Source organism: Pseudomonas sp. GOM6, assembly GCF_029537485.1.
Taxonomy (GTDB): Bacteria; Pseudomonadota; Gammaproteobacteria; order Pseudomonadales; family Pseudomonadaceae; genus Aquipseudomonas.
The window spans coordinates 1-16,207 of sequence record NZ_JARPUS010000005.1; the positions used below are offsets into that span (position 1 = coordinate 1).

Annotated in this window: 19 protein-coding genes; 12 read left to right on the forward strand and 7 right to left on the reverse strand. The window is 56.4% G+C overall.

Annotation, left to right across the window (positions count from 1 at the left end; all coding sequences use genetic code 11):
• The coding region (locus tag P7A97_RS07230) for a hypothetical protein (RefSeq protein ID WP_277689251.1) at positions 1–583 on the forward strand (583 nt) is incomplete at its 5' end.
• 23 nt (positions 584–606) lie between these two features.
• Here the strand turns inward: P7A97_RS07230 and P7A97_RS07235 are convergent.
• Positions 607–1,713 carry a hypothetical protein gene (locus P7A97_RS07235; RefSeq protein ID WP_277689252.1) on the reverse strand — a complete coding sequence of 369 codons (1,107 nt, stop codon included), beginning with the start codon at positions 1,711–1,713 and terminating at the stop codon, positions 607–609.
• A gap of 163 nt (positions 1,714–1,876) precedes the next feature.
• Here P7A97_RS07235 and P7A97_RS07240 point away from each other — a divergent pair, with 163 nt between their 5' ends.
• Positions 1,877–3,514 (forward strand): DUF4942 domain-containing protein, encoded by a 1,638-nt coding sequence (locus P7A97_RS07240; protein WP_277689253.1) that lies wholly within the window; start codon positions 1,877–1,879, stop codon positions 3,512–3,514.
• Positions 3,515–3,558: 44 nt separating this feature from the next.
• Here the strand turns inward: P7A97_RS07240 and P7A97_RS07245 are convergent, their stop codons facing one another.
• Complete coding sequence (locus P7A97_RS07245) at positions 3,559–4,314, reverse strand: hypothetical protein (protein WP_277689254.1); 756 nt, start codon at positions 4,312–4,314, stop codon at positions 3,559–3,561.
• Positions 4,315–4,505: 191 nt separating this feature from the next.
• On the opposite strand from P7A97_RS07245, the gene P7A97_RS07250 reads away from it, so the two are divergent.
• Both P7A97_RS07250 and P7A97_RS07255 read left to right on the forward strand, forming a co-directional pair.
• A complete protein-coding gene (locus tag P7A97_RS07250) occupies positions 4,506–5,420 on the forward strand; it encodes a S49 family peptidase (protein ID WP_277689538.1) in 915 nt (304 codons plus the stop codon).
• Positions 5,421–5,545: 125 nt separating this feature from the next.
• Entirely contained in the window at positions 5,546–6,028 is a 483-nt protein-coding gene (locus tag P7A97_RS07255) for a hypothetical protein (protein ID WP_277689255.1), read from the forward strand.
• A 6-nt stretch (positions 6,029–6,034) separates the two neighbouring features.
• Here P7A97_RS07255 and P7A97_RS07260 read toward each other — a convergent pair whose 3' ends face one another.
• Positions 6,035–6,421, reverse strand: coding sequence for a hypothetical protein (locus tag P7A97_RS07260; protein ID WP_277689256.1), 387 nt, complete (start codon positions 6,419–6,421; stop codon positions 6,035–6,037).
• Between the two features lie 371 nt (positions 6,422–6,792).
• Here P7A97_RS07260 and P7A97_RS07265 point away from each other — a divergent pair, with 371 nt between their 5' ends.
• Together P7A97_RS07265 and P7A97_RS07270 are read left to right on the forward strand one after the other, a co-directional pair.
• A complete protein-coding gene (locus P7A97_RS07265) occupies positions 6,793–8,277 on the forward strand; it encodes a DUF87 domain-containing protein (RefSeq protein WP_277689257.1) in 1,485 nt (494 codons plus the stop codon).
• 36 nt (positions 8,278–8,313) lie between these two features.
• The gene (locus tag P7A97_RS07270) at positions 8,314–8,580 is read left to right on the forward strand and encodes a hypothetical protein (protein ID WP_277689258.1); all 267 of its coding nucleotides are present in this window, start codon (positions 8,314–8,316) and stop codon (positions 8,578–8,580) included.
• 37 nt (positions 8,581–8,617) lie between these two features.
• Here the strand turns inward: P7A97_RS07270 and P7A97_RS07275 are convergent, their stop codons facing one another.
• Positions 8,618–8,851, reverse strand: a complete 234-nt coding sequence (locus tag P7A97_RS07275) for a hypothetical protein (RefSeq protein ID WP_277689259.1) — start codon at positions 8,849–8,851, stop codon at positions 8,618–8,620.
• 159 nt (positions 8,852–9,010) lie between these two features.
• Here P7A97_RS07275 and P7A97_RS07280 point away from each other — a divergent pair, with 159 nt between their 5' ends.
• Both P7A97_RS07280 and P7A97_RS07285 read left to right on the forward strand, forming a co-directional pair.
• A complete protein-coding gene (locus P7A97_RS07280; protein WP_277689260.1) occupies positions 9,011–9,841 on the forward strand; it encodes a hypothetical protein in 831 nt (276 codons plus the stop codon).
• 640 nt (positions 9,842–10,481) lie between these two features.
• Positions 10,482–11,252 (forward strand): hypothetical protein, encoded by a 771-nt coding sequence (locus tag P7A97_RS07285; RefSeq protein WP_277689261.1) that lies wholly within the window; start codon positions 10,482–10,484, stop codon positions 11,250–11,252.
• A gap of 48 nt (positions 11,253–11,300) precedes the next feature.
• On the opposite strand, the gene P7A97_RS07290 is transcribed toward P7A97_RS07285, so the two are convergent.
• Together P7A97_RS07290 and P7A97_RS07295 are read right to left on the reverse strand one after the other, a co-directional pair.
• Entirely contained in the window at positions 11,301–12,374 is a 1,074-nt protein-coding gene (locus tag P7A97_RS07290) for a hypothetical protein (protein WP_277689262.1), read from the reverse strand.
• Positions 12,375–12,425: 51 nt separating this feature from the next.
• The gene (locus P7A97_RS07295) at positions 12,426–12,896 is read right to left on the reverse strand and encodes a hypothetical protein (RefSeq protein WP_277689263.1); all 471 of its coding nucleotides are present in this window, start codon (positions 12,894–12,896) and stop codon (positions 12,426–12,428) included.
• A 124-nt stretch (positions 12,897–13,020) separates the two neighbouring features.
• On the opposite strand from P7A97_RS07295, the gene P7A97_RS07300 reads away from it, so the two are divergent.
• The 3 genes from P7A97_RS07300 to P7A97_RS07310 all read left to right on the forward strand — a co-directional run bounded on the left by P7A97_RS07300 (position 13,021) and on the right by P7A97_RS07310 (position 15,062).
• Complete coding sequence (locus tag P7A97_RS07300; protein WP_277689264.1) at positions 13,021–13,863, forward strand: SprT-like domain-containing protein; 843 nt, start codon at positions 13,021–13,023, stop codon at positions 13,861–13,863.
• 312 nt (positions 13,864–14,175) lie between these two features.
• A complete protein-coding gene (locus P7A97_RS07305) occupies positions 14,176–14,574 on the forward strand; it encodes a hypothetical protein (protein ID WP_277689265.1) in 399 nt (132 codons plus the stop codon).
• Between the two features lie 2 nt (positions 14,575–14,576).
• The gene (locus P7A97_RS07310; protein ID WP_277689266.1) at positions 14,577–15,062 is read left to right on the forward strand and encodes a hypothetical protein; all 486 of its coding nucleotides are present in this window, start codon (positions 14,577–14,579) and stop codon (positions 15,060–15,062) included.
• A gap of 79 nt (positions 15,063–15,141) precedes the next feature.
• Here the strand turns inward: P7A97_RS07310 and P7A97_RS07315 are convergent, their stop codons facing one another.
• Entirely contained in the window at positions 15,142–15,603 is a 462-nt protein-coding gene (locus P7A97_RS07315) for a hypothetical protein (RefSeq protein ID WP_277689267.1), read from the reverse strand.
• 175 nt (positions 15,604–15,778) lie between these two features.
• Between P7A97_RS07315 and P7A97_RS07320 the strand changes: the two genes are divergently transcribed.
• Positions 15,779–16,195 carry a hypothetical protein gene (locus P7A97_RS07320; RefSeq protein ID WP_277689539.1) on the forward strand — a complete coding sequence of 139 codons (417 nt, stop codon included), beginning with the start codon at positions 15,779–15,781 and terminating at the stop codon, positions 16,193–16,195.
• The last annotated feature ends 12 nt before the right edge of the window (positions 16,196–16,207 follow it).

The window sequence follows — 16,207 nt, forward strand, 5'->3', positions numbered from 1 at the left end:
CGCAGCACCTACTGGCCGTCCGGCCGCAACCCACGGGGGTGTTTATCCCCTTGGGGAAAGCACCCTCTTATCGACCGAGGAGTGCTTTATGAATCCTTTCCAAAGCCGCTTGGATTCTGTTCTCGCAGAAGGCTATTCCATTCACCGCTTTTCAGACCTGGCATTGCCGTTTCAGAAGGCAATCGTTTGGTTTATGGCCGTTGATGGTGATGCTTGGGACCGAGTTGAGCTTCCATCAACTGGAGATGCTGAAGCGTTTAAGTCAGCGCTCTGGGAGCTACTTCCACAGTTCGTTGAGCATTACGGCGGTATTCAGCATGGTGGCCCGATGGGAGCTGCTGTTTGGAAAAGCCTTTATGCAGTAGTGACCCAGCGCGACGCCTCGGTCTGGATCGACAATCGGGAGCGGGGCTTCAGCCACTACACGATCGAGCGTGAGGCCGGATGCTTTGCACGGGGATTCGATGGCCTGGCCCTCGGAGCCACCATCTACTCGCAGATTCGGAAGTCTGGCGCATATCGCATCGCTGAGATCGAAAAGAGCTGCCCAGTTACCCTGCCTTCACAAGAAGTTGCTTCTTGAGGCCGTGAAAGGCCATTCCACGGTTACTCAAGCCTGACGTTGAGGGTCTTGAGCGCCAATCTGATCTGGATGAACTCCACATCATGTCCGGTTTTTTGCTGGATGGCCTCGCGGATGGGCTTCAGCTTCACCTCCTTCATGCCCTTGAGAACATTTGGAAGGTGGAGCTCAAGCAACGCCTGCTGCTCTGGGATGGCGAAGGGCTTGGCGTTGATTTTTCCCTGGGTCAGGAGCGTGCCTATCTCGATCGAGGTTTTAGCTTCGTTCCAGTTCATGGCTGCTGCTATTTCCTGCAGGTGAACTGGGCGCACCAGGCCGTGGCGTTCGACGACTTTGCTGATCGCTTGCTTCAATGTCGCAATCAGGGTCTCGTTCTTTGCCGGCTGATGGCTACTTGGAGGCGAAACGGATCCCGGGGAAGTTCTCTTGTTCCCGGTTCGTGGCCAGGTCCCCTTCCTTGGTGATTTCCCGGCCTGGCTGTCTGGGGTAATAGGCGGCACCGGGTCGGGCGCTTTTATCACCTGGTCGGGGGTGAGATAACTGCTAAGGCTGCACTGGAGCTCTGACAGGACTGCCTCGCTGCCATGGCGCCAAAGCATCGCCTCCAGCACCCTTGCGGCAACTAAGGCATCGCTGGCTTTAGACTCTACCCCATAGTGTTTCGCGGCATCAGACAGTCCGCCCTTGGCCTTGACCTGCTTCTGCCAAACATCCCTCAAGTCGATCTGATTGCGGGCCGCAATGATCGGCAGTCCGTAACGCACCATTTGTCCGTAGATAACTGGGACATCATAGAGGGCTGTGCCAAAGCCGATGACGAGGCTCGTTGCGAATGCCTTTGAAACGGTGTCATAGATCGATTGGAAGTTCAGCGAAGCTCCGGCCTCTGATGCGCGAGTTTCGGTGGCATTCACTCCGGGTGCTAGCTTGAGGTTCACCTGGCTGGCGTTGCCGCCATGGCCGATTGTCACCGCGGTGAACTCGATGATTCCGATGTCGGTACCTCGGCCGCCCCCAACTGTATTCAGCGACAAGGCGACTACTGGCATGCGGATCTGCTGCCCAAGCTTGGCCAGCAAGGGGAAGAACTCCTGCAGGCTGACGCCATTGAGATACGGGCTCGGTTTCATGAGTGTGGCTCCGGTGAGCAATTCAATAGTGCCATTCTGGACTTAAGCCAGTCGGAAAAAGGTCTGATCCCGCCCCCAAATAGGGGCTGAATCGCACGCGGGTCAAGAGACTTGCATTTCTCAATAACGCTGGAGGATGGAGCCACTACCAAAAGGGGGCTTCATGACTGCACTTCTTCCAATTAGCCAGTCCATATCTGAGGATCTTGCCGAGGCAACCTTGGCCCTAGAAGGATCCTACAAGCCGGTTGAAAGCGGGGTTGTTTATGAGCTCTTGGATCGGTACAAACAGGAGCGTCTAAACATCGTTTCCGTGGCCGAGGCAATCAATGGTCAGGGAGGGTTAAGTGGTGCCCTGTACTACTTCAACCAGGCTGCGCGTGCCCGTGAAAGTGATTGCTATTCGGTGCCATCGTCCCACTTTGATGCGGAAGCTGGCGTCAAAGCCCTTGATGCTGAGTACTGGGAAAAGGCACTGGCTGCTACTGATGTTCTGGAGTCAATGCCTCAAGCCAGGCGGTCTGAGTGGCAAGAGATTATTCGAACCCACAAAACACCTGACTTCACCAGGGATACCGTCGTTTCCACGATCATCGACCTGCTCAGCAGTCGACTGCGATATTTCTCGGAGCGTGTTGATGGAGTCTTCCGGCAGCTCTCCAAGACCCATATCAGCCAGCGCCCTGAGGGATTCACAGCTCGTTTGATTATGACTGGTGTCCTTGATAAGTACGGTTCGGTGGATAGCGAGAAGGCTGGGTACATCGAAGATCTTCGGAAGGTGATAGCTCGAATCCAGGGGGATAAAGAACCTGTGGATTGCTATACATCGCAAATGCTCTCCGTTCTGCGTCATCGATTCGGTGAGTGGGTGGAGGTTGATGGTGGTGGGTGGCGTATCAAGCTGTTCAAAAACTCCAACTGCCATATCGAAATCGGTCAGGACCTGGCTTGGCGCCTGAACGCTGTCCTGGCCAACCTCTACCCTGCAGCCATACCCAGTCAGTTGCGATCCAAGCCGAAGGCGCGGAAGAGAGCTGAGACCCCTCTGGAGCGCAAGCCTCTGCCATTTGCGGCTGTGGGGCGGATTGCTGAAATGGGGAGAAGGAACTTCCTTGGATTTCACAGTTGGGAGCAGCGCCGCTTCACCGATTGCGAGTTTGTCCGCTATTTCAAGGGCGGCTACTCCGAGCAGTGCGCGGAAATCCTGCAGCTGATTGGCGGGGTGAAGTGCAGCGAGAATGCCTTTCACTGGTTTGAGTTCGACTACGATCCGGCTGAGGTGATTGATCACCTGCTGCTGACTCGGACTATTCCAGACCACATCTCGCACCAGTTCTTCCCCACCAAGGACGAGCTTGGCGCGGCGGCGGCGGCTGAGGCCGATATTCAGCCAGGTGAAACAGTGCTGGAGCCTGAGGCCGGTCTGGGAGGCCTCGCCGAGCACTTGCCGAAAGACCAGACAACCTGCGTCGAGGTGTCCGGGCTTTTCACGAAGGTACTCGCGGCGAAGGGCTTCACTGCCATCAATGCGGACTTCATCGAGTGGGCCAAGAGCGCCCCCATGTTCGACAAGGTGGTTTCTAATCCTCCCTTCTCGAAGGGGCGGGCGCTCCTTCATGTCACAACCAGTGCCTCATTGGTGAAGCCAGGCGGGCGTTTGGTGGCAATTCTGCCTGGCTCGATGCGAGGAAAGGATCTTTTGGGGGCAGGATGGGAGACGAAGTGGTCAGACAATTTCCATGACCAGTTCGATGGTACCGGTGTTGTTGTAGCGATCATGACAGCCACCCGCATATAGCGGGTGTGGGCGGTGCATCAGATAGGGTCGGGGCTAGGCGACTCCTATGGAGCCGCGTAGGCCTCCTCGGCAAGCACCGCGGCAACAGCTCGGGACCGCCTTGAGAAGAATAGGTCTTGGGCGAGGTCTTTCTGCACCCGCTGGATCTTCTTGGTCCGAGAGCGCAACCAGTTTGCATCGGCAGTCAGGGTGGCTGCTGGATTTGCTGCCCGAAGTGCCCGGACCTTTTCTTCCACTTCTGGGGTCAGTACGACCCGTCCAAGGATGTGGAAGTCGTGATGAACCAGGAGGGCGCACTGATCTGGCGGCAGTGCGGCCTCGTTACTCGGGATGCCAGCGCAGAATCGATCTGTGCCAAGCAGTGATATCGCCTCCTGCAGGAGTTCGTGTGCCAGCAGAGCGCCCCGCTGTAGGGGCATCAAAACGCGTACGCCACTGTCGATCCAGGACCGTATGAGGTCGCGATGCATCTGCCACAGCGCCACCGTTGCATCCTGGTCGCCAACAACGTCAGGTGCCACGATGGTTACGTTCGGAGAGCCCTCAGTGGACTCTATGACGTAGTTGTATTTGCGAAACACGGTGGCCCAGTCCATCGGCTCCCCTTTGCGGAACGCAGTAAATGCGCCTGAGTCGATGAAGAGCTTGCCGCCTTCTCTGATGAAGCGCGGAATGGCGCCGAAGAGATGCTGCGTGGTCAACAGTCCGGCAACAACGCCTGCAGCAGCTCCCGTCATAACGCATGCGCGGAAGTCAGACTGAGAGGACATGCCGGAGTGATACGCTACGTTCCAGGTCATTGATATGGATTCCAAGGGGTTTCAAGACATCTTGCCTGCGCCCCCTGGAATGCAACTCACGAACTTATCTGTCCCCTCTAAGGGGCCTAACTGCCGGCTTTATCGCTTTCCAGCACGGCATGCTTACAGCATCAAAACCCTGAGCAGGTGCTGTTGTGAGCAACGAATTGCAGATTCTTCGAGAAGTGGCGATGGCCTCGGTTACCGAGCAGCGCCGTGCTCGACGCTGGAAGCTGGTTTACCGTTTCTGTGCCCTAGGCCTGGTGGGCAGCATATTTGCCTTCTCCCAGTTCAGTTCGGGCTCGGTAGATGCGACGGGCAAGCCGCATACGGCTGTGATCAACGTTCGAGGTGAAATCACCGACAACTCGATGACCAGCGCCGGGATGATCAATCAGGCCCTGCGAAACGCCTTCGAAGCAGAGAACGCGAAAGGGATCATCCTGTACATCAATAGCCCTGGTGGCAGCCCCGTACAGGCTGGCCAGGTGGCTGACGAGATTCATCGCCTGCGGGCCAAGTACCCGGCCAAGAAGCTGCACGCTGTGATCGGGGACCTGGGCGCATCGGGCGGCTACTACATGGCCGCGGCGGCAGATGACATCTACGCGGACAAGGCAAGCCTGGTCGGCTCGATTGGAGTTACTGCTGCCTCGTTCGGCTATGTCGACCTCATGAAGACGGTAGGCGTTGAGCGCCGCGCCTACACCTCCGGTGAGCACAAGGCATTCCTTGACCCATTCCAGCCTGAGAACCCTGAGGAGATCGAGTTCTGGAGCGGTGTGCTGGGGAAAACCCACCAGCAGTTCATCGGTGAGGTCATCAAGGGCCGCGGCGACCGGCTGAAGCTCGATGGCCATGATGATGTTTTTTCTGGTCTGATCTGGACGGGAGAGCAGGCCAAAGAGCTTGGGCTCATCGATGAGCTGGGGAGTGTTGAGACCGTCGCCCGTGATGTTGTGAAGGCGGAAGACCTGGTGGACTACACCGTAGAAGAAAACCGCTTCGACGTTTTTGCTCGCAAGCTGGGCGCGAGCGTAATTGCTGAAGCCGTCACTGCAGTCACTCAGCGTGTGAGCTCGTTCCAGAGCCTCGTCCTCCGCTGAATCGGTTCTCCAGTTCAATGGGCCGCTTTGCGGCCCTTTGTCTTACTGGAGATAGCCGACCGGCGCACCGGTTGCACTTTTGCCCGCCGGGGTACCCTCGGCCCATCATTCTGATTGAGGTTGTGATGCGGACGCTGGTAGACCTTCCGAAATACCTTGAGCCTCTGTCGCTCGCTTTAGGCGAAGAGGCTGTGTTCATTGACCAAATCGAGCTCGAAGGGCTTGTGATTGAGCTTGCTGGTGCTGTCTCAGACCGGCTAATTGAATTCAGTGAGGCAGGCTTCCTGGCTCATCCGCTCCTGGTCGTAGCCATTTACCCACGGTTTACCCTTGGCGTTGCCCAGATGGTGGGGATTGCGGGAGATGGCATGTCATGCCCGGCAGCGTGGAAAGCCCAGGGATTCCATCTCACTGCCTTGGCGCTTGAGAAGCTTCTGCAGGCCGCCTCCCAGGGGGTCGTTGAGTGGTCTGAGGCGGTTTTCGACCAGTCCGGAGGGTGCCCCATTGAGGCTATAGAGGCACTTACCGCTTCCAGCGGCACGGCCGACCAGATGATGACGCGGTTGAGGTTCAAGAGTTCCGGCCTGCGCTCTGTTGCCGCAGAGTAGGCTCGGTCACTCCTTGGGCCTGATTGAGCCCAGGGCGCTGTTGAATGTGATCTCTAGGGCGAGCAAGGCTCCACAAAAGGGGCAGTCCAGGTCAGCCCGCGCAGTTGTGCTTTGAGCGGGGGCGGGGACCTCCAGCACGCTCTTACAACATGGCGCTGTGAAGGCCAGCAGGTTGCGCCCCTCTTGCTTGAACTCAGCAACCTTCTGGAGGTAAGTCGATAGGGTGTCTTGTGCGTAGTTGCGGCTACAGCGGCAGTTCTTTTCGTAATACGCCGTCGCCTGCAAGTCCGTCCAGTCCGCCGGCGCTAACTGCAGTGTCTTCGCCTGGTGAATGCAGAGACAGCCTGATTCGAAGTACTTTCTCCGAAGGGCAAATGACTGGTCGTTGTCCATCTCACCCGCCACTTGCCTGGAAGATGCTCTGCTTGCACCCCAGTAGCAGTTGAACGGCAAACTGGCTAGCGGTTGATATGGCGCAAATCCCGAGTCCGTAAAGGACCGCATAAGTGATATCGATTTTCACTGGGATCAGCTCGGCTGGCGCCAGTTTCACAACGCCAAAAGCTGCTTGGCCAGGCCCCCTGACTCAACGTGTTCCATATCCGATCTGCTCCTAATCACTGCACTCAAGCTCGCAGTATAACGGCCGGCCGGGCCTCTGTACCGGTCTCTATTCGGTCCCTCTAAGGGGGCCGAATCAACCCCAACGCCCTAGTTGACCTGAGTAGTCTGGCCAAATTGAGATTGGCCGGAAATCCTCTGAGATGCAGATCCGCTTCGGAAATGAAATTAGCGCCCACAAGCGGGGCGAGAAGGCCCCAGTCATTTGGGACAGCGAGCAGTTGGTGAATGGTCATACCCTGATTATCGGTATGTCTGGCTCCGGAAAGACCTTCACGCTCCGCAAGATGATCTACCACATGCTGCAGTCCGCCGGGGCCGATGTTCCCCGGATCCACATTTTTGATGTGCACGGCGATATCCGTGTCGATGGCGCTTCATCGGTCCGCTTCTCTGAGCAAACCGACTATGGCCTCAATCCTCTGGCGGTAAACCCAGACCCCCACTTCGGTGGTGTGCGTAAGCGCATTCAGTCGTTCATGGCGACCATGAACAAGTCCATGAAAACCATGGGCGTAAAACAAGAAGCGGTGCTTCGCAATCTGCTGCTCGACCTGTACACGGCCAATGGCTTCAAGGTCGACGATCCATCTACCTGGACCGTCTACTCGAACACTGCAGTGCCGCTGACCGATGGTGATCCCAATAAGCAGTTCATCGACGTACCTATCCATGAAAAGGAAGAGGCCAAGGCATTAGGGGCGCGGTGGGGTGGGCCCCACCTGAAGTCATGGTGGGTGCCGGTATCCGCTTACGAGGGCCCTATAACCAGGTGGCCACCAAAGCTGGTCGGCAGGACGCACCCCACTATCAGCGACGCACTGCGGGTCGCGCAGAACCTGCTGCAGATGAGCTTTCTTGGTACGGGCGCTGAGGCTGTCTCCTATCTTGAAGTGGCCAATCGTGCCGCGGCGACCTACCGCAGGAAAATCATCTCGTCCTTGAAAAAGGGCGAGACCCAGCTTGAGGACGATGAGCTCACCGAGGAGTTGAAGAAGGCCAAGCAGAAGGCCATTGATGCCTATAGCAACTACGCAAATGCGATTGCCACAGGTGCTGAGCTAAATCAGCTGATGAAGTATGACAGCACAGACGTTCTTAAGTCTGTAGTGGATCGTCTTTCAAACCTCAACGCATCTGGAATCTTCAAGTCGACTCCTCCACCTTTCGATAGCTCTGCCCCGATCTGGCACTACAACATCCACGCCTTGTCGATGATCGAGCGCAAGCTCTTTGTATTGTTCAAGCTGGAGGAGCTATTCAATGCCGCTGTTCAGCGTGGTGAGCAGAGTCATATCCGCGATGTGATCATCCTCGATGAGGCCCACATCTACGCGGACGATGATGATGACAACATCATCAACACGATCGCAAAAGAGGCCAGGAAGTTCGGACTATGCCTAATTTCTGCAAGCCAAAGCCCGACCCATTTTTCTCCGGATTTCATTGCGTCTGTCGCGACGAAGATCATCCTGGGTGTCGACGAGATGTTCTGGAAGGGCGCCGCGACCAAGATGCGTCTGAAAGAAGAGGCCCTGGCTTGGATTACCCATCACGTGACCATGCTGGTTCAGATGAAGCGAAAGGGTGAGACCAAGAACGAATGGATCTGGACGGTGATCGGCTGACTGTCCTGTTTGAACTGCTAACAGAAGAGGTGAGGTATGCGGGCTGTAGTTTTGTTGATCGCGTCGCTTTTTGCTGTGACTGCTATCGCCGCTGAAGATGGCCGAGAGAATGATCGTATGAGTGATGCTTCGCTCTATTCGTCCCTCAACATCATGGCGGTCCCTGTCGGAGAACAGGGCATGATCCTCAAGGACGGCCAGGAATGCCTATGGGTCGTTCGAAATCAGGGCGAGATGCTAACCCTGGTTGCGTTGACCGGCGACGAAACTGGAGAGCAGCTTTGCGCAAAGAAGCCTGAGTAGGCGTGGCGCCAGAACCCATAGCTGAGTTCTGGTGCCCTTAGGATCCACTCCCTCTATGCGCGGCGTTGTCCGGGCAATAGAGGCGTTGACCGATGTCTGGAACATCAAAGTGGACATCGCCGAGGTCGAACTCGCACTTGATGATCTTGTCCTGAATGAACTCCCTCCATCCGAGATAAGTCCCTGCGGCGATCACCAGGCCTATCCCCAGGCACAGTGCTGCAGTGGTCATCTTGTTCGTATGTGCTGAGGTCTCTTGCATCTCAATCATTCCAGGCTCAAATGGATATCGCGGGGCTTATAGGCCTCGTTCCATCATCATCGTGCCAGATGACCATGGCCCGGAATCGGAGAACTGGCCCCTTTTGGGGGCTAGTTTGTTGGTAGTATCGGCCCGGTTGTTTGTCTTCGAACCTTCCAGATTGGGTCAATGGATTATTTCAGCGCCAGCTCTAGAAGCACTCCTTCAGCGTTCATGAAAGGCTGGTCTCATGCAGTTCTGGAGGCGGTTCCCGTCTTCCTGCGCTTGATTCCTGCCTACCTGCTGATTACGTGCTTGATGGCCTCGTTGGCTGTCGTGGTTCTGCTGATGGTGGGAAAGGCTGCCTTCCACCTTTTTTGCATGTTCTCTCCGTTGATCTTTGTTGTCTTTGGCCTTGCCCGTGGTGCGCTTGACCGCAATGATCGCTGGATGGTCGGCCCGGCTGCTTGGGCTGATGTGGCGTACCGGTTCTGGAGATATGCTGCGCCGCTGGCGATCGGCATTGGTTTGACGCTGAATCTGTTGATCCTCATGAACTTGGTGCTGGCCGACATTGCCGCTTTTCGGGCTGGAGATCTGCCGAACCTCTTGTTCCACTCAAAGCTGTTCACTGCCGATAAGCTCCCGATGCTGCCTATGCTTCTGACCACGGCGATCGAGCAGCAGATGATGTTCATGCCTATGTTCGTCATCATGGGCGGCCGGTTTGAACCGCATCTGGTCGCGCTGGTGTTGAGCCGGACAATCAGTCGGCAGGAAGCGAAGTCGATTCAGGAAGGGCTGACCCGCCGACAGAAGTTACTTCTGTCGCCACTGCGACTCCTGGTGATCCTGGGTGTTCTGCTGCAGTTCACCGCCCGTTCGATAGACGCCACGGTGAACATCGGGGGTACTGTCCTGCTGCTGGCCAGCTACTTCGGATGGCTCTTCTATGCCTGCCTGCTGGCGGTATTCAGTCGGAAGCCTCCTTTCTTCGAGGCGAAAAAAAACCCGGCCTAAGCCGGGGTCTTTTTTTCCCCTCGCGAAAGGGTGGTTGAATCAGCCTAGTCGCCCCATTCAAGGGGAACCCTGTCAAGCAGGGTGGAGGTGTTACACGCTGCCCCTTGGTCGAAACCATGAGTGCGGGTAACTGCGACTATCTTCATCTGCAGTTGTTATTCGGGCATCCCTGGCCCTAGGCACCGACTGCGGACCTAGCACATCAGCAAGCTGACGCCGCTCTTACGAGCGCTCGATTGTGGGTGAGGCGGACCCTTCTGGACGTATAGAAACTGATTCCTGGCGCACCAGGTGCATTGCTGAGCTGCAATGACGAATCCCAAGCCGAAAGCTCGGCATGGAACTGAATGATGTCTTTGAAGTGTCCGTACAGCTTAGAGCCAAAGGCTCACTACTGAGGGATTAAGGCGGGGTGACGCAAGATGTGCTGCAGGCAGCTAGTGGCCGAGGCCGAGCAGTCGAACCAAGCAACTGCAGAAGGAGCGCTGATTCTGCCGGCGCCGTTCTATTTGCGCAAGCATTTGATTGCTGTTGAGTTTCCGGCCCCGGTTAAGCCTAAGCCCCCCAAAGGGGTCAGACTTCCATCCGAACGGGCTTCAGGCCTTGCACACTAACCTCAATAAGCCTGGAGGGGTGTGCCTTGCTGAGTAATTTATTCTTTGGAGTGATGGTCTCCATTCTTGGGGTGTTTGCCCTGGTTATGTATGCGATGTCCATCGTTGACCGGCATAACGAAACGCGTGTGCAAAAGAGGGCCGCTACTGATAAGGCTATGCAGAGGATTCGCCATGTATCTGGTGCGATTCCCGCCCAGTTCATGAGTGTTGAGCTCAAGAAATTTCTCCTCAAGGTGGAGCTAGCCTTGGCCGGGCAGTTGCGTGCCCTGGGTGATAGGTCAGCACGCCGAGATACTCACATCCAGGGGCTTGTTGAAGCCCTGGCCCGTCCTGAGGAAGAGATGCGTGAAAATCGGCGCAGGCCGGTCACCAATGAGATTGTCGCTGTCGATGTCCGCAACAAGCTCAAGGTAGTCAACCGCGTTATTCGGTACGCAGCTGATGAGCGCCTATGCACTGTTGATGAACTGCAGCGCTGGACTGGCGTCCTCACCCGGCTTGGCATAATGGTGAACATCGAGCTCTATACCGGGCAAGCACTGCGCGAAATGAACGCCGGCAACCCTCGTAAGGCAGTGCTCACTATTGAGCGCGGAATTGACTATCTGGAGCGGATTCCTCACTCGGCGCAGTACAAGGTTGAGCTTGATCAGTTTGCTGTGGCGCTAGAGCGAGCTCGAAAAGAGGTAGAGCTTCTCGATGCAGAGGAGAGGGCCGGTGCCGGATGTGTCCTGTCTGAGGCTGTGGACCGCATGCTCGCCGACGATAGTGAAGTCCTTCTCAAGGCCTTCTAGCGCTTGTGTCACAGGCTGTGACACACCTGTGACAGCTTGTCAGAGTCTTCAGCCGGCAGCCGCTGTGTCTTCGCGCATGCGGCTTATGGCTGCATCGGCAGAGTTGCAGGCGTCGTAGAAATCTCCAACCGAGTTAAGGTCTTTCGGTAGCTTGTTGTCGAGCGCGATAACCCAGTTAGCCAGCTCAAAGGGGCTTGCAGCATGCGATGTTTGCCCCAGGGGCATGGCTTCATCAATCTCAACAACATAGCGGGTGCAGTCCAGGTTCTTCGTTCTGCAGACCTGATATCGCGGACCGAATTCCGAGCGGAGTCGCTTTGTTAGGCTTGCATGGCTGTATGACTCAACCTCTGCCATGAACCCCGCCAGCTGGGCGACTTTCCGGCGGATCCTTGTCCAGTACTGGTTGCTATCTCTGGCGCGTTGCTCAGCGTTCCTCTTCAGCAGTTCCACGAATGTTCCTGCAGGCCTGAGCCCATAAGTCACGTCGCTAAGGCATCGAGCCTCATCGCGGGACAGGAATTTAGAGTGAACTGAGCAGACAATTCCCTCTATGTAGCAAGCCATCGGGGTGCCCGCGAGCGATTCCAGCTTGGGCTGCATTTCTTGTAGTGGGTCGAGAAGCCCAGGTGAGCAAAGCAGATTGCTCAGCTCGACTGCCCTTCGGCAGTTGTTGCCAACGTCTTCTATCCAGTCGCACAGGTCATGAGCCGTGAAGCTCTTTGCACGAAACTCAAATGGCAATCGTGGGCAGCTATAGGCAGCATTTTTGGCCATCACGACCGGGCAGGGGAGTCGGGTGTTACGTGAACCGAATAGCTCAAATTCTGGCCCTGGAAATGTCGCCAGAGCATGGCGCTTTGCATTCTCTGCAGCAGCTATTGCCGCGGGGATAGCGGGGTGGCGCTCCAGTTGCCGGCGGATACCTTCAAACTGTGAGCGGCTGTAGTGCCCTGATTGCCAGGCAGGCAGTACAAACCAGCCCTGGTCGAATGCGGCCAGAATCTCGCCGGCGGCCCCAATGTGCATCGACAACTCTGGCGGTACTGGGCTGCCGGCCAGCAACAGTCTAGCGGTCTGCTGGGCTTCTATTGAGCAAAGGGCTGATCTGTTGAGGTGCATTGGGGTCTCCTTACACCTCAATGCTCTCACCAGTTTGAGATATGCAATGGCCTAGTTAGCTTTTGCGAAGCACAAGGCCATGCAGACGGCAAAACCGAAGCTTGTACTGATGGCCATAAGCGAGACTGTCACCCAGTCACCAATGGCGACCAGCTCATAAAGCACGCGTGTGACGATGTTGTTGTATTCGAACGGGTTGAAGCCGCCTGCCAGTGAAGGTGCAGCCAGTGCGCCGAGGAGGCAGATGGACCTCCAGAAGGTGGAGGTCGATTTAACCCTTAGACCTGCAGCTAGACGGAATGCAGCGAGGAGTCCGAGCCCAAAAGCGGTGACAATCGAGGCGTATGCCGCGCTTTGATAGGTGACCACTGACACGATCGGTGCAGGGAAGAGCTCGATACGGGGCACGCCAATACCGAGCATCCAAACAATCAGCCCAGGGAGCATGGCGAGCACTGCCCATCCGGCAAAAAATGCCGGAAGGCTGAAGTCGGAGCGTTTTTCCAGCGATATGAATTGCATATTGATCCTCCTAGGCTTGAGCCCCTAAGGATGTGCGTTCATTCGCTTCGGGTGTGGCGAGTCTGGCCCTGGTTTGGGACCGGTTTTCCCTGCTTCGAGTAGTTGGTCAGTGCATCATTTCCTTATGGACGTTGTTGTTGAAGCCCTTAGAAAAACGAATCACTGCATGCGTATTGCAGGGGAGCACTTCGCCAGAAAGTTTCTGCTTTCAGAAGTAACTTTTGACCTGAAAGGGACTTGTGCCGGCCAGGCTGTCTTCTGCAAAGATGGCAGTTTCAGGATTCGGTACAACCGTCTGTTGCTTGAGAAAAACCCCTCTTCGTTCATTGGCCGAACAGTTCCTCATGAGGTTGCTCACGTCGTGGCTCGCCAGCAGTACGGGCCAAAGATCAAACCGCACGGAGTGGAGTGGAAGGCCATCATGAGTGATGTCTTCCGAGCAGACCCCAGCCGAACGCACACCATGGACGTTTCCGGAGTAGCGGATAGGGAGTTCGTTTACCGGTGTGAGTGCAAGCCTGAAATAAGGCTCGGTAAGCGGATGCATGCGAAGGTAGTGGAGGGGAAGGTCTACGCCTGCCGGTCATGTAAGGCAGGAATATGGTTCGTTCGCCAGGACCGACAAGTGAAGATTGCCCCAGTAGCAGGCAACCTCCTTGTTTCATCCCTTGGTTCGCCGCTCACCCTCGGCCACCAAAAGAAGCTTGTCGAGCTACTTGGACCTACGCGTGTTGAGCATTTGATTGTTCAAGGGGATGCCTGCGCCGGAAAAGGTGCTGTTGAATTGGCCGGCCGGTTGGACCTCGCAATCTCGGCACTCCAGTTGCACCCGCGCCGCGACTCGATACCCGCGGATCTAACCCATGCAGTGTTTTTCGTTGATCAGCCCACTGCTATGCAGCAGGCTGCAATCGAGCGCCTGAGATCTCTCAATGTCCGGGTGCGACTACTCAAACATCCGAAATAGCAGGTCATCATGGGTAAGCGACAGGAGATCCAGCTGGACCTTTTCTCGGAGCAATTAGGCAATGATGAGGCTCCCCCGGCCAGTCCGGAGGATCGGATGGCATGTAACGAACAATTGCCTCCTGATCACATGTGCGGTGATTTATTCGTTCAGACTGGAAGCCCCTGGTCGTCATTTGGGGCCTAAATGCCTATGGCGAATGGGGCCCGCCTTGATAGTGTGGCCTCTAGGCAGCTGGCCGGCCCGGGGCTGGGCTTGCATCTCCTGGAAGTAGGGGATGATGCTCTCTAAAGCCTCACGAGAGATTTGACCATGGACCAGACGCTCGAACGCATTTCGCAGATTGTTCAGCAACTGCCAACCACGACCCTCACTCAGGACGAATACAACGATCGCCCAGCTATCTATGCGGGAGATGAGCCGATATTCCTGGTAAGAACTACAGGTGAAACGGGGCAGCTGTTCGCGGATGCTCTGGTTGAGGTTCTTCCCTTGCTCGGAGAGCTGGCCGGCGTTCAGCGCATCGAGACCACGCCGGTGATGCAGAAATCAGGTGTGAGCGCTGAAACTGAGGCTCAAGTCCGTGGCGCGATCGCTTCCGCTGTGGCGCTGCAGCCAGAAATGAAGGCGAAGTCTGAGCTCTTCAGCAAGCTGCTCTTTAGCGCAATCGCACCTTACCTGGCCGGCGCTGCCCTTGACGTGGAATCCTGAAATTGACAGAAGCTACCGTGCAGCAAAACAGAGCCCAAGCAAATGACCATGACTTCCTGAGCAGCGTTCAGGAGGTTACTCACTTCGTCATCAACTACCTTCGCGGCATCTCGATCGAGTACAAGGATCACCAGGTCGAGTCAGTGAAGAAGCCAGATGGCCAGACCAAGTATTCGGGACGTGTCGTCTTCAAAGAGGCGCCAAGCCATACGGACTCCCATAAGCAGATCGCCAGGGAATGCTTTCTGCACCTGGGATTTGCCGCTCTTGGCTCCGTGCGAGCCCTTATGACTACGGCATCAGTTCGTCAGGAGATATGGGCGAAGCTCAACAAAGCCCTTCCGGCTGGCGCACTTTCGGAGGCGGGTGAGCAGTTCACTGTCACGATGAATGACGGCACCTTTCGCCTGAAGTCCACCTCCGATGGTGCTCGTTCAGTGCTGCATGTGCGTGCGCAGTTTGCACCAGCCTTTTACGCCAAGCTTTGATCTGCCGCCTGCCGCCTGCCGCCTGCCGCCTGCCGCCTGCCGCGGGCGCGGGCGCGGAAGCGCTTTGAGTTGGCAGAAGTTACTTTGGCTGCCTAAGCCAGCGTATGGCGCTGATGGCTCGAAACTGACTAATTCCCACGGATCCGCGCTCATTCCTAGCCTTCGAGCCCGGCCGAGTAATCAGCTCAGTCACCGCTTCACGAGTGGCTTCATAGATCGCGAAGGCCTCGAAGTCCTCATCGAGTAGCACCAGCATTACGGTGTCGAAGGGCTGCTTAAGATCGATGGTGCCCATTCGGCCGGTTTTCTTCTTATTCCTCGCAATGCACCGGCCTTTGATCTGGATTCGTACTGGGTGGCCATCCTTGATTTCAATCGCGTCGAAGCCAGCCTGGCGGGCGGCTCCGAGGTCCAGTCCCAGTAGGCTCGCCGCCTCGTACTCCGCTACCTCACCGGTGATGCCAAGAGGCTTCCCTGTGAGTTGGTAATAGCGACGGCCAAGCACCTTCGCTTGCCCCAACACTTCCATTACTTCGTTCATCTACCCAGCTCCTGGTGAGCGTGGCCGCAAGCCGGCGATTCAACCGAACCCGCCCCTGTTTTGGGTGCAAATTGGCACCTTGCATAAGTCCGGACCCGTGGAAACTGTCTTCGGTGGCGCAAACAGGCGCCGTATCTATAAGAAGGATGATGATTTGAACGCTGTAAAGAAACTCATCGTTGTAGGCGGTGTTATCGCCGCACTTAATCTGACCGGTTGTGCCTCGGGCTTGAACTCGGCCCAGAAAGCAGAGCTGCGCGATTACGAGTCCAGTGGCCTGGCCGTGCGGGAAAAGAATCCAACCGCGGGCGCTGCTCTGGGCCTGCTGCCCGGAGGCGGTTCCTTCTACGGGCGTGAGTACGGTTACGGCGTGGTCAACCTCCTGTTCTGGCCGCTTTCGATCCTGTGGGACCCGGTCAGCGGCTACGAGGCCTCGCAAGAGATCAACTACTACGCCACCAAGGCGCACGTGAAGAAGCAGCACGAGAAGGAAGTCAGCGCCTTGGATGACGGCCTGGAATCAGGCGATCTTGGCATTGCTGAGTACACCCTGCAAAAGCGCAAGGTCGATAAGAAGTACGACATCAACTGAAGAAGGAAATAG

Bases quoted from the DNA above. Each gene is read 5' to 3' on its own strand.
- P7A97_RS07290 (WP_277689262.1), bottom strand. From the start codon at position 12,374: ATGCACCTCAACAGATCAGCCCTTTGCTCAATAGAAGCCCAGCAGACC.
- P7A97_RS07270 (WP_277689258.1), top strand. From the start codon at position 8,314: ATGCGGGCTGTAGTTTTGTTGATCGCGTCGCTTTTTGCTGTGACTGCT.
- P7A97_RS07295 (WP_277689263.1), bottom strand. From the start codon at position 12,896: ATGCAATTCATATCGCTGGAAAAACGCTCCGACTTCAGCCTTCCGGCA.
- P7A97_RS07240 (WP_277689253.1), top strand. From the start codon at position 1,877: ATGACTGCACTTCTTCCAATTAGCCAGTCCATATCTGAGGATCTTGCC.
- P7A97_RS07250 (WP_277689538.1), top strand. From the start codon at position 4,506: ATGGCCTCGGTTACCGAGCAGCGCCGTGCTCGACGCTGGAAGCTGGTT.
- P7A97_RS07260 (WP_277689256.1), bottom strand. From the start codon at position 6,421: ATGGACAACGACCAGTCATTTGCCCTTCGGAGAAAGTACTTCGAATCA.
- P7A97_RS07235 (WP_277689252.1), bottom strand. From the start codon at position 1,713: ATGAAACCGAGCCCGTATCTCAATGGCGTCAGCCTGCAGGAGTTCTTC.
- P7A97_RS07305 (WP_277689265.1), top strand. From the start codon at position 14,176: ATGGACCAGACGCTCGAACGCATTTCGCAGATTGTTCAGCAACTGCCA.
- P7A97_RS07275 (WP_277689259.1), bottom strand. From the start codon at position 8,851: ATGATTGAGATGCAAGAGACCTCAGCACATACGAACAAGATGACCACT.
- P7A97_RS07300 (WP_277689264.1), top strand. From the start codon at position 13,021: ATGGACGTTGTTGTTGAAGCCCTTAGAAAAACGAATCACTGCATGCGT.
- P7A97_RS07280 (WP_277689260.1), top strand. From the start codon at position 9,011: ATGGATTATTTCAGCGCCAGCTCTAGAAGCACTCCTTCAGCGTTCATG.
- P7A97_RS07315 (WP_277689267.1), bottom strand. From the start codon at position 15,603: ATGAACGAAGTAATGGAAGTGTTGGGGCAAGCGAAGGTGCTTGGCCGT.
- P7A97_RS07245 (WP_277689254.1), bottom strand. From the start codon at position 4,314: ATGACCTGGAACGTAGCGTATCACTCCGGCATGTCCTCTCAGTCTGAC.
- P7A97_RS07255 (WP_277689255.1), top strand. From the start codon at position 5,546: ATGCGGACGCTGGTAGACCTTCCGAAATACCTTGAGCCTCTGTCGCTC.
- P7A97_RS07265 (WP_277689257.1), top strand. From the start codon at position 6,793: ATGCAGATCCGCTTCGGAAATGAAATTAGCGCCCACAAGCGGGGCGAG.